Here is a 14096-nt window from a genome sequence, read left to right as displayed (position 1 = left end):
CCGTGTCTCAGCACACCCCGCGCGGTCGTCACCGCGCTCCCAGCCGTCTGTCATCCGCCGTCTCCTCGACCGCGCGCGTCTCGGCGGCCGTGGCCGTCTCCGGCGGTCTGGTGGCTGCGGTCGCCGCACCTGCCGACGCCGCCACCGCGGTCGGCACCGTCGTCCCGGGCGCCGCCCCGGCCGCTCCCGTCGCCGCTCCGGCTGCCCCGGTTGCTCCCGTCGCCGCCCCGCCCGTCGGCTCCGTCGCCGCGTCCGGCGCGATCGCTCACGGCCGCGTCACGCTGCCCCGCATCGAGTTCGCTGACGACCTGATCATCGTCAAGAAGGCGCGCAAGAGCGAGACCAAGAGCGAGCCCAAGCGCGAGTTCCGCTCCGAGCGCTCGGCCCAGCCGCAGCGCACCGAGCGCAAGAAGCGCGAGCGCACCGAGCACTCGCACGCGACCAGCACCCCCGAGCGGCGCACCACGACCGACCGCGACGAGGCTCCGACCCGCACGACGAGCCGCTCCACCGAGCGTCCGGAGGCGCCGAAGACCGAGCCGGCGCCCGCGCCGACCGCTCCGGCCTCGTCCAAGGGCGCGCAGGTCGTCGAGATCGCCAAGCGCTACATCGGCACGCCGTACGTCTACGGCGGCTCGACCCCGAGCGGCTTCGACTGCTCGGGCTTCACCAGCTACGTCTACCGCCAGATCGGCATCGAGCTGCCCCGCACCGCGCGCGCCCAGCAGGCGTTCGCGACCCGCACCTCGAGCCCCCGTCCGGGCGACCTGGTGTTCTACAACTACCCCGCGACCCACGTGATGATCTACGTGGGCAACGGCCTCGTGATCGACTCGCCGAGCCCCGGCAAGACGGTCCAGGTGCACAAGATGTGGGGTTCGAACATCAGCTACGGCCGGGTCATGTGATCCAGCCGTAGGCCACCGAGGGCCACCGACCCACCGCTGGGTCGGTGGCCCTCGTGCGTCGGGTGAGGTGTCGTGGGTCGGGTGGGGTGGGCGTACGTCGGGCGCGGGGGCGGGCCCCGGGGTCAGGGGCGGCGGCTGATCCGCTGCGCCAGCACCGGCCACAACGCCCGCGGCGCCAGCCGGGTGAGCTTGACCGGGGTCGCGAGGCGGCCGGGGAAGGCGATCTCGCCGCGCTCGCGCTCGAGCCCGTCGCAGACCGCACGGGCCGCGGTGTCGGGGTCGATGGTCTGCGGGATGCCGGGCAGGCTGCGCCCGGCGAACGAGCGCACCCCCACCGGCGAGACGGTCGTGACCCGGATGCCGTGCGGGCGGGCGTCGACGTCCAGCGCCTCGAGCAGGTTGCGCAGCCCGGCCTTGGCCGCGCCGTAGGCCTCCTGCGCCGGGAAGCCGCGATAGGCCACCGGCGCGATGAACCCCACGATCGTGCCCGCGCGGCGGCGCAGCATGTCGGGCAGCACCGCCCCGATCGCGTTGCTCGCGCCGACCAGCGACACGTTCACCACCTCGGCGAACGCGTCGCGGTCCCAGCGGGTGACGTCCATCGGGCGCGGGTCGGCGGCGGTCATCAGCAGGATGTCGACCGGACCGAGCTCGGCGGTGATCCGCTCGGCCACTCGGTCGAGGGCGGCCGGATCGGTGACGTCGGCCGCGAGGCTGAGCATCGCGCCGCCGGACACCTCCTGCAGCCGCTGCTCGGAGCGGGCGGTGATGGCGACCTTCGCGCCGCGCGCCTGCAGTTCGCGGGCGAGCGCCGCGCCGATGCCGGTGGAGGCGCCGACGACCCAGACCACCTGGTGCTGCAGGTCCATACGATTCCTTCCGCTCGGCCTCGGTCGTCACGCTAGTCGTGATGCTGCGCGAGGTCGCGCGCACCTACCGTGGGGTGGTGGGCGATCCGCAGGTCGTGGCGCAGGTGCGCGGGCTCGTGCGCGCCGCCGGCGACGCCGAGCGCGCGGCGGCGCAGCAGGCGTACATGCGCTCGTCGATGCCGTTCCGGGGGATCACCTCCCCGCAGCTGCGCACCCTGCTGCGGCCGGCGCTCGCGGTGCCGGTCGGGGACCGGGCGGAGTGGGAGCGCGCGGTGCGGCTGCTGTACGACGGTGCCCGGTTCCGCGAGGAGCGTTACGCCGCGCTGGGTCTGCTGCGGCACCGGGCGTACCGCGCCTGGCGCGACCCCGGCGTGATGCCGCTGGTGCGCCACCTGGTGGTGACGGGCGCCTGGTGGGACCTGGTCGACGACGCCGCGCACGTGGTCGCCGAGGTGCGGCTGCGCGACCCGGTCGGGGAGGCGGCCCGGCTGCGGGAGTGGGCGCGCGACCCCGACCGGTGGCTGCGCCGGGCGGCGATCATCGGTCAGCTGCGGGCCAAGGACCGCACCGACACCGACCTGCTGCGCGACGTCGTCGACGCCAACCTGGACGACCCGGACTTCTTCGTGCGCAAGGCGATCGGGTGGGCGCTGCGCGACCTGTCGACCACCGCACCGGACTGGGTGCGGGCGTTCGTGGCCGAGCGCGAGGGGCGGTTGTCATCCCTGTCGCGACGGGAGGCGTTGAAGCGGATCGGTCCTTCTGCCGCGGCTCCTCCTCCGGCAGCTGCTGGCTCGTCGCCGCGGAGGCGGTGAGGTCAGCCGCCGGCCTGGCGGCGGTCGTCCCACTCGTGGGCGGTGCGCTCCTCGGCCTCGATGGCCTTGATGATCTCGGGCGAGCCGAGCTTCTCGATCTTGCCGCCGACGACCGGGATCTTGGCCTTGAGGTCGGCCTCGACGCCGACGCGGGTGCCGCCGCCCTCGGGCCGGATGTAGGTGATGCCCTTCATCGTGATGGGCTGACCCTTCATCGCGACGTCGAGCTGCCCGGTGCGCGAGCCGTCGGCCTGCGCGGGACCCCAGTCGATCGTCTCGGTGACGTCGACCTTGTCGCCGACGACCTTCTTGACCAGCTCGGGCACCGACCCTGACGGCATGAGCCGCTGGACGACGACCTTGTGACCCTCAGCCGTGGGCTCGACGCGGCTGGAGAACTCCAACGCACCGGCCGCCCGGCACTTGTCGTCCTGGTAGTCGGTGTCGATCGCGTCCTCGTAGACCTGCTCGGGGGTGGACTTCAGGGACCAGCTCAGCTCGATCTTCATGCCGAGCCAACTTACTGTGTCGTAAGCGGATGCGCGAGAGGTTCGTCACATTGGTCGGTCCCGGCCCCGCTCCCACGCATGAAACCGGGTTACGTGCGTTTGACCCTGATGCATTGAGGTCAGACGAACGTAACCCGGTTTCATGCCCGGGGTGGGGGCTCGGCGTGCTCAGGCGGGGTGGGGGGTCTCGGCGCGGTCGAGGATGCGGCGCACCACGACCGGGTCGGCGCCGAGCGGCGCGGTCACCAGGTCGGCGCCGGCGGCCTCGAGCCGGGTGTGGAAGTGACCCTGGCCGAGCAGGTAGGCCGCGATCGCGACCTCGCGCGCGCCCTGCTCGCGCAGCTGAGCGACCGCGGTCGGGACGTCCGGGGCAGCGGCCGAGCCGTAGCCGGTGACGACCGGACCGGCCCAGCCCTGGCGTACGACATCGGTCACCTCCTCGACGTCGCGCGACGCGTCGGGACGGCTGGAGCCGGCGGCGGCCACCACCACCCCCGCGTCGGGCGCGGCCCCCGCCTCGCGCAGGCGGGTGAGCAGCAGCTCGCCGAGGTCGGGGTGCGGGCCGAGCGCCGCGGTCGCCGACGCGCGGCCTGGGTGCGGCGCGACCGCGCGGGCGATGTCGACCTGCACGTGGTAGCCGCCGGACAGCAGCAGGGGGACGACGGTGACCGAACAGCCTTGCGTGACAAGGGATTCCACGACCTCGTCGACGGAGGGTTCCTGCACGTCGACGTAGGCCACGGCGACGGTCGTGGTGGGCCGCTGCTGGCGTACGGCGTCGGCGAGGTCGAGCACCGTCTGCTGGCCCCGGGGGTCGGCGGTCCCGTGCGCGCACAGCACGAGGGCGGTGGTGTCTTCCATGGGGCGATCCTGCCGGGGGCGGCTGGGATCAGGCTGAGGTGACCGCGAGGCGATATCCGCGCTTGACGACGGTGACCACCACGCCCGGTCGACCGATGCCCTCGCGCAGCCGTGCGACCGCGACCTCCGCAGCGTGCAGGTCGGTGGACGCACCGGGCAGCACCTGCAGGATCTCCTCGCGCGAGACGACGTCGCCGGCGGCCACCGCGAGGCGCCGCAGCACCGCGAGGCTGGCGGGGGACAGCGCGAGGATCCTTCCGTCGAGCACCGCGGCCGAGCGCAGCACGCGCAGCTCGCCGTCGGCCAGCTCGACCCGCAGACCGCGCCGCTCGGCCAGCTCGCGCACCAGCGCGCGCACGAGGGCCCCGAGGCGGAACCGGTCGGGCACCAGCGGTTCGATGCCCAGGTCGCGCAGGGGAGCGGCGGTGGTGTCGCCGACCGCGGCCGCCAGCACCCCGTGGTCGGTGTCGGAGCAGGCGTCGACGACCTTGGTCAGCAGGTCGGCCGAGCGGCAGGCGTCGAGGAAGGCGGCCGCGCCGGGTGCCGAGGTGAACACCACCGCGTCGCAGGCCCGGTCGGCGACCGCGCGCACGCTCGCGGCGACGGCCTCGGGGTCGGGTGCCGGGCCCCAGCGGTAGACGACCAGGGAGTCCACCTGAGCCCCGGCGGCGCGGAACGCCTCGTCCAGCCCGTCCGACCCGGCGCCGTGGTGCTGCACCGCGATCCGACGGCCCGCCACGCCCTCGCGCAGCAGCAGGTCGCGGATCTCGGCGTTGGTCTCGGACTCGGCGACCCAGTCGGCGGTGAGCCCGGCCGCCTGCAGCGCCCCGCGCGCCTTGGGGCCGCGGGCGACCACGCGCGCGTCGCGGAGCAGGTCGAGCAGGTCGACCGCGAGCCCCGCGGCGTCGGCGGCCTCGAGCCAGCCGGTGAGCCCGACACCGGTCGTGACCACGACGGTGTCGGGCGGGTCGGCGATCAGCAGCTCGGTGCGCGCGACGAGCTCGGGGTCGTCGACGTGCGGGACGATCGACAGGGTCGGGGCGTGGGTCACCTCGGCGCCGCGCCGCTCCAGGGCCGCACCGAGCTCCGCCGCGCGGCGCTGAGCGGTCAGGACGATGTGGCAACCGGAGAGCTCCTGCGAACCAGCCATGGGGGCTCAGACGCTCACCGGGACGGCGTGGGCGGCGTGCGCGTCGCCCAGCGGGAGGGCGTCGACCACGGGGCCGACGACGATCGTCGCGGGATTCGTGATCCGTTCTGCGAGAACGAGATCGGCGATGCTCGCGAGGTCTCCGCGCACGGTGCGCTCGTCGGGTGTCCAGGCCTGCTGCACCACGGCGACCCGCGTGCTGGCGGGGCGTCCCGCGGCGACCAGCGCGGCGCACAGCTCTCGCAACCTGCCCATGCCCATGAGTACCACGACGGTGTGCGGCCAGTCCGCGAGCACCTGCGGCGACAGCTCGTCGTGCCCGCTGACCAGCAGCACGCCCGTGGAGACCCCGCGGTGGGTCACCGGGATGTCGGCGGCTGCGGGAGCCGCGAACGCGCTGGTGACCCCGGGCACCACCTCGCACTCGATGCCCGCTGCGCGGCAGTGGGCCAGCTCCTCCCCGCCGCGGCCGAAGACGTAGGGGTCACCGCCCTTCAGACGTACGACGTAGTCACCTGCCCGTGCCCGCTCCACCAGGAGCCGGTTGATCTCGTGCTGCGGGACGGGGTGGTGATAGGGCGTCTTGCCCACGTCGACGATCTCGACGTGGGGGCCGAGGTCGCGCAGCACGCCGCGCGGGGCCAGCCGGTCGGTGACGACGACGGTGGCCCGCGCGAGGTGGCGGTGGGCGCGGACGGTGAGCAGGTCCTCGGCCCCGGGGCCGCCGCCGACCAGGACGACCCGGCCGGTGGAGGCGCCTTCGCCGCGGGGGCGCGGTGGGGTGGTGGACGTCGGGTGGCTCACGATGCCTCCTCGTCGGTGGTCCTGGGGACCTCGTGCGCCGGCCCGATCTCGACCTGCCCGTCGACGACGCGCACCGGCCAGGAGCCGAGCGAGACCGTGGGGTCGCTGAGGCAGACCCCGGTGCGCAGGTCGAAGGCCTGCTTGAACATCGGGGAGGTGATGGTCGGCACGGGCTCGCCGTCGACGGTGGTGCTGCCGACGATCCCGCGGGCCATCACGTTGGCGCCGCTGAACGGGTCGTGGTGGCCGACGGCGTAGACCTCGTCGGCCGCCACCCGCACGACCGCCACCTGGGCGCCGTGCACGAGCGCTGCGACGGCCCGGCCGGGGGTCAGCTGCGTCAGCGCGCAGACGCGCGAGAAGCTCATGACCGCACCGGGATCCGGTCGCCGGCGATGACCACGGGCCGTCGCTCGGAGTCGACCAGCTCGACCTCGCCGCGGGCAGCCGCGACCCGCTCGTCGGCCGTGGCCGGGCGCGCCTGACCGCGCTCGAGGACGTACTGCAACGAGGGGTCGCTCGTCTCCTGCGCGTTGACGAACGAGCTGAAGCGAGCGAGCTTCTCGGGGTCCTCGAGCACGTCGCGCCACTCGTCGGAATAGGTGGACACGTGGGCCTCCATCGCCGCGTCGAGGTCGGCCGCGATGCCGAGCGCGTCGTCGAGCACCACCCGGCGCAGCTGCTCGACACCGCCGTCGAGGTCGGCCAGCCAGGCCGCGGTGCGCTGCAGGCGGTCGGCGGTGCGCACGTAGTACATGAAGAACCGGTCGATCGTGCGCACCAAGGTCTCGTCGTCGAGGTCCTCGGCCAGCAGGTCGGCGTGACGAGGGGTGAATCCGCCGTTGCCACCGACGTACAGGTTCCAGCCGTTCTCGGTCGCGATCACCCCGACGTCCTTGCCGCGCGCCTCGGCGCACTCGCGGGCACAGCCGGAGACGCCGAGCTTGAGCTTGTGCGGCGAGCGCAGACCGCGATAGCGCAGCTCCAGCAGCACCGCCATGGCGACCGAGTCCTGCACGCCGTAACGGCACCAGGTCTGGCCGACGCACGACTTCACGGTGCGCAGCGACTTGCCGTAGGCGTGGCCGGACTCGAAGCCGGCGTCGACGAGGCGGCGCCAGATCAGCGGGAGCTGGTCGACGCGGGCACCGAACATGTCGATGCGCTGGCCGCCGGTGATCTTGGTGTAGAGGCCGAAGTCGCGCGCGACCTCGCCGATGACGATGAGCCCGTCGGGGGTGATTTCCCCGCCGGGCACCCGTGGCACGACGGAGTAGGTGCCGTCCTTCTGCAGGTTGGCGAGCAGGTGGTCGTTGGTGTCCTGCAGCGCAGCCTGCTCGCCGGCGAGGATGTGCCCCGAGCCGAGGCTCGCGAGGATCGAGGCGACGACGGGTTTGCAGATGTCGCAACCGTTTCCGCCGACGCCGTGCCGATCCACGATGTCGGTGAACGAGGTCAGGCCGGTCACCCGTACGGCGTCGAACAGCTCGGCGCGGCTCAGCGCGAAGTGCTCGCAGAGCGCGGTGCTGACCTCGATGCCGGCCCTGCGCTGCTCGGTCTCGACGAGCTTCTTGACCAGGGGCAGGCACGAGCCGCAGCTGGTGCCGGCCTTCGTGCACGCCTTGACCTCCGTGAGGCTGCAGCAGCCCTGCTCGGCGACCGCGGCGCGCACGGCACCGGCGGTGACGTTGTTGCACGAGCACACGCCGACGTCGTCGGGCAGGTCGGCCGAATCGACCTGTGCGCCGGTGCTTTCCGGAGCGATGTACGACGACGGGTCGCCCGGCAGGAGGCGCCCCACCCTCGGGCGCAGGGCCGCATACGCCGCCGCGTCGCCGACGAGGATGCCGCCGAGCAGGGTCTGGGCGTCGTCGGACACGACGAGCTTCTTGTAGACGCCGGCGACAGAGTCGGACCACACGACCTCCAGCGCCCCCGGAGCCGTGGCGAAGGCGTCGCCGAAGCTCGCGACGTCGACCCCGAGCAGCTTGAGCTTGGTCGAGGCGTCGGCGCCGGGGAAGGTGCCCGACCCGCCCAGCAGCCGGTCGACGGTGACCTCGGCCATGGCATAACCGGGTGCGACGAGCCCCCAGACCGCACCCTCGACGCAGGCGACCTCACCGATGGCCGAGATCGCGGGATCGTCTGTGGCACAGGCGCCGTCGACGACGACACCGCCGCGCTCGCCCACCGGCAGACCGGCCTCCCTCGCGAGCTCGTCGCGAGGGCGTACGCCGGTGGCGAAGACGACCACGTCGGTCGCGATCCGCTCCCCGCCGGCCAGCCGTACGCCGCTGACGGCCCCCTGCTTGGCCAGCACGGCCTCGGTGGCGGCGCCGACGCGCACGTCCACCCCGAGCCGTCCGATGAGCCGGGCGAGCGCCTCGCCGCCGGCCGGGTCGACCTGCAGCGGCATGAGGCGCGGCGCGAACTCCACGACGGTCGACTCGGCACCGAGCGCCTGAAGGGCGCCAGCGGCCTCGAGCCCGAGCAGTCCGCCCCCGACGACGAGGCCGCGGACGACGCGGTCGGGCCGGTCCGCGCGCAGCTGCTCGACGTAGCCGCGCAGGTCGGCGACGTCGTCGATGGTGCGATAGACGAAGCAGCCGCGGTGGTCGGTGCCGCGCACGGGCGGCACGGCGGCGAACGAACCGGTTGCGAGCACCAGGTGGTCGTAGTCGAGCGTCTCGCCGGTGGACAGCCGAATCTGCTTGCTGTCCTTGTTGATCGACGTCGCGGCCACGCCCTTGCGCAGCCGCACCAGCGGGTCGGCCCACAGGTGGGCCTCGCCGAGGTTGAGGTCCTCGGGGTCGCGGCCGGTGAAGTACGTCGTCAGGGCGACCCGGTCGTACGGCGGGCGCGGCTCCTCGGCGAGCACGGTGACCCGCCACCGGCCGTCGGTGTCGCGCTCGCGCAGGGCCTCCACGAAGCGGTGCGCGACCATGCCGCCTCCCACGACGACGACGTGCTGGGGCTCGCTCATGACACTGCTCCTCGGGCTTCGGTGGACGTGACGCTAGGCAGCGCGTGTTTCTCCGGCTGCGCCGCCGTGTTTCGGGCGTGAAAACTTCTGCGCTCTGCGGGGGCGGTGTCGTCGGCGGCAGGCTCGGACCGCGACATCCACTCCAGGAGCCCCAGGACCTGGCCGCGGCAGCCGCCGCAGCCGGTGGTCGCGCGGGTGCGAGCGGCGACCTGCTCGACCGTGCGGTCGCCGTCCAGATGGGCCTGCACGACGTCGCGTTTCGTCACCCCGTTGCAGCGGCAGACCGTGGTCGCGTCGGGCAGCCTGGTCGGGTCGTCGGCGCCGGCCGCGGGGGTGTGGTCGGGATAGGGCAGGAGCAGTGCCGCCGGGTCGGCCGGCACCGGGGTCTCGCGCTCGAAGGCCTGGGTCAGGTCTGCGGCGGTCCGCCCGGCGCCGACGCAGGAGGCCCCGACGACCCGACCCTCGCGGAGCACTGCCTGGACGTGTCGACGCCGGGCGGGATCGTGGAGGGTCAGCACACGCAGCGCCGGGTCGGCGTAGGGATCCGCCGGCGCTGCCTGACCCATGGTGGTGACCTCGAGCCCGACGGCCTTGAGCTTGACGACCTCGCCGGCCGTCGGTGCTTCGGCGGCCGGCAGGCCGGCGAGGTCGCGGGCGAGGCGGTCCGCCTGCGCCCAACCGGGGGCGAGCAGGCCGGTCCAGCCCTCGGGGGGCTGCGCGCAGTCGCCGATCGCGGCCACGGTCGCGTCGGACGGGCTGCGCAGGTCGTCGCCCACCACGACCCCTCTGTCGACGAGAAGGCCTGCGGCGGCGGCGATCCCGGCACGAGGGCGTACGCCCGCGCAGACGACGACCAGGTCGGTCGCCAGCGTCGTGCCGTCGGCGAGCGTGAGGCCGGCGACGTGCCCGTCGCGGTGGTGCACCTGCTCGACCTGGGTGCCGGTGTGCAGCGCGATGCCGAGGTCACGCACGACCTGCCCGGCGGTGTGGCCGGCGTTCGTGTCGAGCTGGCGCTCGAGGACGGTGGGGGCCAGGTGCACCAGCGCCACCTCGGCCCTTCGCGTGCGCAGGCCGCACGCGAGCTCCAGGCCCAGCAGCCCCCCCGCCGACCACCGTCACGTGCGCCCGTCGGCTGACGACGGCCAGCAGGTCGCGGCAGTCGTCGAGCGTGCGCAGCGAGCGGACACCACCACCGGGAGTCAGTGCCGGACCGGGGAAGGCCGGCTCGGCGCCCGTGGCGAGCACCACTGTGTCGTAAGGGATCTCGTGACCCTGGTCGGTCGTGAGGCGACGCCGGGCGCGGTGCAGCACGGTGCCTGTCACACCGGTGAGCACGGTGACCCGCTCGTCGTGACGGGGGAGGGCGAGCCCGCCGAGCGAGGCCCGCCCGGCGATCACCTCGGACAGCATCAGGCGGTTGTAGGGCTCGTGCGGTTCGTCCCCGAGCACGGTGGCGCAGACGGCAGTGCCGGTGCGGTCGGCGTACGTCAGGAGCAGGTCGACGAACCGCGCGGCGACCATCCCGTGGCCGACGACGACGACGCGGTGCGCGGCGGTCACGACGCCTCCTCCGTCAGCGGGATCGACCGAGCGGCAACGACATCCACGGCGCACACCTTGAACTCGGGCATGCCGCTGATCGGGTCGGTGGCCGGGTTGGTCAGGTTGTTGGCCGCCTGGGTCCCGGCGAAGTGGAACGGCATGAACACCACCTCGGGTCGCAGGGTCCGCGACAGCCGCGCCGGCGCGGTGGCCGAGCCGCGGGCGGACGTCACGGTGACGTCGGTGCCTTCCTCGACACCGAGCCGTTGGGCGGTGATCGGGTGGAGCTGGACGAACGCCTGGGGCGCGCCACGGGTGAGCCCGCCGATCCTGCGAGTCTGGGCGCCGGACTGGTAGTGCTGCAGCAGCCGGCCGGTGATCAGGTAGAGCGGGGCCCCGGGGCGCAGGTCGTCATCGACGGGCGCGGCGTCGACCGGGACCATCCGGGCGCGGCCGTCCGCCGTGGCGAAGGAGTCGAGGAACAGGCGCGGGGTGCCGGGGTGGTCCGGGCGGGGGCAGGGCCAGTGGATCGCCTCGCCGGACTGCAGCCGCTCCCAGCTGACGCCGCCGTAGTCCGCGATGCCGCCGGCGCTGGCGCGGGCGAGCTCGTCGAGCACCTGAGCCGGGTCGGTCGCGAAGGTGGCCGCGCAGCCGAGCAGGGCCGCCAGGTCGTGCCAGATGCGCAGCTCGTCGCGGGCACCGTCAGGTGGTCGAACTGCTTTGCGCCGCATCAGGATCCGGCCCTCGAGGTTGGTCATCGTGCCGCTCTCCTCGGCCCACTGGGTGGTGGGGAGCACCACGTCCGCGAGCTGTGCGGTCTCCGACGGGACGAAGTCGCAGACGACGAGCAGGTCGAGCGACCGCAGCCGCTCCTGCACCGCGGTGAGGTCGGGTGCGCTCACGGCGGGGTTGGCGCCGTGGACGAGCAGGACGCTGGGCCCGCTCGTGGTGCCGAGGCTGCGCAGCAGCTCGACGGCGGGGACGCCGGGGCCGGGGATCGAGCCGGCGTCGACGCCCCACACCTGCGCGACGTGCTCCCGCGCGGCGGGGTCGTCGATGCGGCGGTACCCCGGAAGCTGGTCGGCCTTCTGCCCGTGCTCGCGACCGCCCTGGCCGTTGCCCTGCCCGGTGATGCAGCCGTATCCGCTGCCCTCGCGTCCGCAGAGGCCGAGCGCCAGCGAGAGGTTGATGGCAGCGGTGACCGTGTCGGTCCCGTGGGCGTGCTGCTCGGCGCCGCGTCCCGTCAGCACGTAGGCACCGCGTCCTCCGGCTGACGGCGTTGCGGCGCAAAGGATCTCGGCGGCCCGCCGAAGCCGCTCGACCGGCACGCCGGTGGCCCGCTCGACGCGCTCGGGCCACCACTGCACGGCGGCCCGGGCGACCCCGTCCCAGCCGGTGACGCGATCCCGGAGATAGCGGGCGTCGACGGCCTCGCGCTGGATCGCCAGGTGCAGCAGGCCCAGGAGCACGACCAGGTCGGTGCCGGGGAGGGCCTGCAGGTGCAGCCCGGCGCCGTCGTCGGTCAGCGCGGCGGTGGGTGTGTGCCGCGGGTCGATGACGACGAGACCGCCGCGGGAGCGCGGCCCGGACAGGTGCTGCACGGACGGCGGCATCGTCTCGGCGAGGTTGCTCCCGACGAGCAGCACGGCGTCGGCCCCGTCGAGGTCGGTGAGCGGGAACGGCAGACCGCGGTCGAGCCCGAAGGCGCGGTTGCCGGCTGCAGCCGCCGACGACATACAGAATCTGCCGTTGTAGTCGATGAGCCGGGTGCCGAGCGCGATGCGAGCGAACTTGCCCAAGCTGTAAGCCTTTTCGTTGGTCAGGCCGCCGCCTCCGAACACCGCAACAGCGTCCGGACCACGCCGGGCCTGGGCGGCCCGGACCCCGTCGACGATCCGGCCGTACGCCTGCTCCCAGCTCGTGGGGCGCAGCTCACCGGACGCGTCGCGCACCAACGGGGTGGTGATCCGGTCGGTCGCGCGCAGCAGCGCGGGGGAGGTCCATCCCTTCTGGCAGAGGCCGCCCCGGTTGGTCGGGAAGTCGCGGGGCTCCGCCGAGACGGTGCCGTCGGCAGGGGTGAGCTGCATGCCGCACTGCAGCGCGCAGTAGGGGCAGTGCGTCTCGGTGCGCTCGCTCATCAGACCCGGGCCCGTCCGAGCTCGGTGCTGCTGCGGCCGTAGGCGAGCCAGGTGACGCCGGCCATGACGACGTACGCACCCACGATGACGAGCAGGGCGGCGGCCAGCCCGCCGGTCGCGCTCTGCGAGACGGCAAAACCGCGGGGGATGAGGAAGCCGCCGTACGCCCCGATCGCGCCGACGATGCCGATGGCGCCACCCGCGACGGCACGCGCCGCTGCGATGCCGGCGGGGCTGCGGTCAGCGGCCGTGAGGTGGAAGACGACGGGGATCATCCGATAGACCGAGCCGTTGCCGACGCCGGTGAACACGAACAGCAGCAGGAACGAGCCGAAGAAGATCGGCAGGCTGCCCTGCTGCAGCCCGGCGATCGCCCCGAGCGCGCCGGCCGCCATCGCGCCGAGCGCCACGACCGTGACGCGGGCGCCGCCGACGCGGTCGGCGAACCAGCCGCCGGCGGGACGACTGAGCGAGCCGACCAGGGCGCCGAGGAAGGCCAGGGACAGCGAGACGTCGGGAAACTGCGACTTCAGCAGGGTCGGGAAGGCGCCGCTGAATCCGATGAACGAGCCGAACGTGCCGAGGTAGACGAACGAGAGCACCCACGTGTGGCGCATCCGCAGAGCGGCGGTGAAGCTCTCGCGGTTGCTGGTTGCGGCCGACAGGTTGTCCATCAGCCGCCAGGCCAGCACGGCGGCGAGGACGACGAGCGGGACGAACATCAGACCGGCGCGGTCGAGGGCGAGGCCGGCACCTGCGGTGATGACCAGCGGCACGGCGAGCTGCACGGCGGCGGTGCCGAGGTTGCCGCCAGCAGCGTTGAGCCCCAACGCTTTTCCCTTCTCCGCGTTGGGGTAGAAGAAGGAGATGTTGGTCATCGACGAGGCGAAGTTGCCCCCGCCGAGCCCGGCGAGCGAGGCGACCAGCAGCAGCACGCCGAAGGGTGTCTGCGGGTCGGAGACCGCCCATGCGAGACCGAGCGCGGGGAGCAGGAGGAGCAGGGCCGAGGCGATGGTGAAGTTGCGCCCGCCGAAGCGCGGCACGGCCAGGCTGTACGGCACGCGCAGCGTCGCGCCCACCAGCACCGGGATCGAGACGAGCCAGAACTGCTGGTTCAGGGTGAGGGAGAACCCGGCCGCATTGAGCTGCGGCACCACGATGCTCCACAGCGCGAAGACGCCGAAGCCGAGGAACTCGGCGAAGACGGAGACGACGAGGTTGCGCCGGGCGACCCGCGAGCCGTACGTCGTCCACTGCTCGCGGTCCTCGGGGTTCCACCCGTCGATCCAGCGGCCCGGTCGTTCGGCGATGCCGGTCGGGGTCTCGACGGGGTGGTCGAGCGTGATCGCGCTGCGCGCTGCCAGCTCAGAGGTCATGGCGTGGCGCCTTCCGCTTCGGCCCACCCGTGCGGTGAGCGGATGCGGGGACGTTAGGAACGCCGTGTTTCGCCCGCCGCCGCCTCGTGTTTCACCGAGGTGACGGGGTGCTCACAGGCGGTGTGGGCGGGCGGTGAGAAG

13 protein-coding genes are annotated in these 14096 nt (G+C 73.6%); 2 read left to right on the top strand and 11 right to left on the bottom strand.

Annotated features, from left to right (window positions below; genetic code table 11):
* Positions 1-2: 2 nt before the first annotated feature.
* Positions 3-908 carry a C40 family peptidase gene (locus tag FB554_RS12470; RefSeq protein WP_142006538.1) on the top strand — a complete coding sequence of 302 codons (906 nt, stop codon included), beginning with the start codon at positions 3-5 and terminating at the stop codon, positions 906-908.
* Positions 909-1030: 122 nt separating this feature from the next.
* Here FB554_RS12470 and FB554_RS12465 read toward each other — a convergent pair whose 3' ends face one another.
* On the bottom strand, positions 1031-1777 hold the full coding sequence (locus tag FB554_RS12465) for an SDR family NAD(P)-dependent oxidoreductase (protein WP_142006536.1): 747 nt from the start codon (positions 1775-1777) through the stop codon (positions 1031-1033).
* Positions 1778-1818: 41 nt separating this feature from the next.
* Here FB554_RS12465 and FB554_RS12460 point away from each other — a divergent pair, with 41 nt between their 5' ends.
* Positions 1819-2592, top strand: a complete 774-nt coding sequence (locus tag FB554_RS12460; protein ID WP_142006534.1) for a DNA alkylation repair protein — start codon at positions 1819-1821, stop codon at positions 2590-2592.
* 2 nt (positions 2593-2594) lie between these two features.
* Here FB554_RS12460 and FB554_RS12455 read toward each other — a convergent pair whose 3' ends face one another.
* The 10 genes from FB554_RS12455 to FB554_RS12415 form a co-directional block, all read right to left on the bottom strand.
* Positions 2595-3101 (bottom strand): DUF2505 domain-containing protein, encoded by a 507-nt coding sequence (locus FB554_RS12455; protein WP_142006532.1) that lies wholly within the window; start codon positions 3099-3101, stop codon positions 2595-2597.
* A 168-nt stretch (positions 3102-3269) separates the two neighbouring features.
* Entirely contained in the window at positions 3270-3962 is a 693-nt protein-coding gene (locus FB554_RS12450; protein ID WP_142006530.1) for a sirohydrochlorin chelatase, read from the bottom strand.
* Positions 3963-3990: 28 nt separating this feature from the next.
* A complete protein-coding gene (locus tag FB554_RS12445; protein ID WP_142006528.1) occupies positions 3991-5112 on the bottom strand; it encodes a uroporphyrinogen-III synthase in 1122 nt (373 codons plus the stop codon).
* A gap of 6 nt (positions 5113-5118) precedes the next feature.
* A complete protein-coding gene (gene cobA, locus FB554_RS12440) occupies positions 5119-5916 on the bottom strand; it encodes a uroporphyrinogen-III C-methyltransferase (protein WP_236022386.1) in 798 nt (265 codons plus the stop codon).
* Positions 5913-6284, bottom strand: coding sequence for a nitrite reductase small subunit NirD (gene nirD / locus FB554_RS12435; protein ID WP_142006526.1), 372 nt, complete (start codon positions 6282-6284; stop codon positions 5913-5915). The genes cobA and nirD overlap by 4 nt, the downstream gene beginning before the upstream one ends.
* The gene (gene nirB, locus FB554_RS12430; protein ID WP_142006524.1) at positions 6281-8899 is read right to left on the bottom strand and encodes a nitrite reductase large subunit NirB; all 2619 of its coding nucleotides are present in this window, start codon (positions 8897-8899) and stop codon (positions 6281-6283) included. The genes nirD and nirB overlap by 4 nt, the downstream gene beginning before the upstream one ends.
* Positions 8896-9948 carry an FAD-dependent oxidoreductase gene (locus tag FB554_RS17825; protein ID WP_268885496.1) on the bottom strand — a complete coding sequence of 351 codons (1053 nt, stop codon included), beginning with the start codon at positions 9946-9948 and terminating at the stop codon, positions 8896-8898. The genes nirB and FB554_RS17825 overlap by 4 nt, the downstream gene beginning before the upstream one ends.
* The gene (locus FB554_RS17645) at positions 9863-10459 is read right to left on the bottom strand and encodes an FAD-dependent oxidoreductase (protein ID WP_268885495.1); all 597 of its coding nucleotides are present in this window, start codon (positions 10457-10459) and stop codon (positions 9863-9865) included. Before FB554_RS17645 ends, FB554_RS17825 begins: the two co-directional genes overlap by 86 nt.
* A complete protein-coding gene (locus FB554_RS12420; protein ID WP_142006522.1) occupies positions 10456-12579 on the bottom strand; it encodes a molybdopterin oxidoreductase family protein in 2124 nt (707 codons plus the stop codon). The genes FB554_RS17645 and FB554_RS12420 overlap by 4 nt, the downstream gene beginning before the upstream one ends.
* The gene (locus FB554_RS12415) at positions 12579-13955 is read right to left on the bottom strand and encodes an MFS transporter (RefSeq protein WP_142006520.1); all 1377 of its coding nucleotides are present in this window, start codon (positions 13953-13955) and stop codon (positions 12579-12581) included. The genes FB554_RS12420 and FB554_RS12415 overlap by 1 nt, the downstream gene beginning before the upstream one ends.
* Positions 13956-14096 lie beyond the last annotated feature (141 nt).

Source organism: Barrientosiimonas humi (genome assembly GCF_006716095.1).
GTDB classification, from domain to species: domain Bacteria; phylum Actinomycetota; class Actinomycetes; order Actinomycetales; family Dermatophilaceae; genus Barrientosiimonas; species Barrientosiimonas humi.
Note: the sequence above shows the minus strand (reverse complement) of the source record. Positions and strands in the feature narration are given on the sequence as shown.

Bases quoted from the DNA above. Each gene is read 5' to 3' on its own strand.
- nirD (WP_142006526.1), bottom strand. From the start codon at position 6,284: ATGAGCTTCTCGCGCGTCTGCGCGCTGACGCAGCTGACCCCCGGCCGG.
- FB554_RS12450 (WP_142006530.1), bottom strand. From the start codon at position 3,962: ATGGAAGACACCACCGCCCTCGTGCTGTGCGCGCACGGGACCGCCGAC.
- FB554_RS12460 (WP_142006534.1), top strand. From the start codon at position 1,819: ATGCTGCGCGAGGTCGCGCGCACCTACCGTGGGGTGGTGGGCGATCCG.
- FB554_RS12415 (WP_142006520.1), bottom strand. From the start codon at position 13,955: ATGACCTCTGAGCTGGCAGCGCGCAGCGCGATCACGCTCGACCACCCC.
- FB554_RS12455 (WP_142006532.1), bottom strand. From the start codon at position 3,101: ATGAAGATCGAGCTGAGCTGGTCCCTGAAGTCCACCCCCGAGCAGGTC.
- FB554_RS12420 (WP_142006522.1), bottom strand. From the start codon at position 12,579: ATGAGCGAGCGCACCGAGACGCACTGCCCCTACTGCGCGCTGCAGTGC.
- FB554_RS12445 (WP_142006528.1), bottom strand. From the start codon at position 5,112: ATGGCTGGTTCGCAGGAGCTCTCCGGTTGCCACATCGTCCTGACCGCT.
- nirB (WP_142006524.1), bottom strand. From the start codon at position 8,899: ATGAGCGAGCCCCAGCACGTCGTCGTCGTGGGAGGCGGCATGGTCGCG.
- FB554_RS12465 (WP_142006536.1), bottom strand. From the start codon at position 1,777: ATGGACCTGCAGCACCAGGTGGTCTGGGTCGTCGGCGCCTCCACCGGC.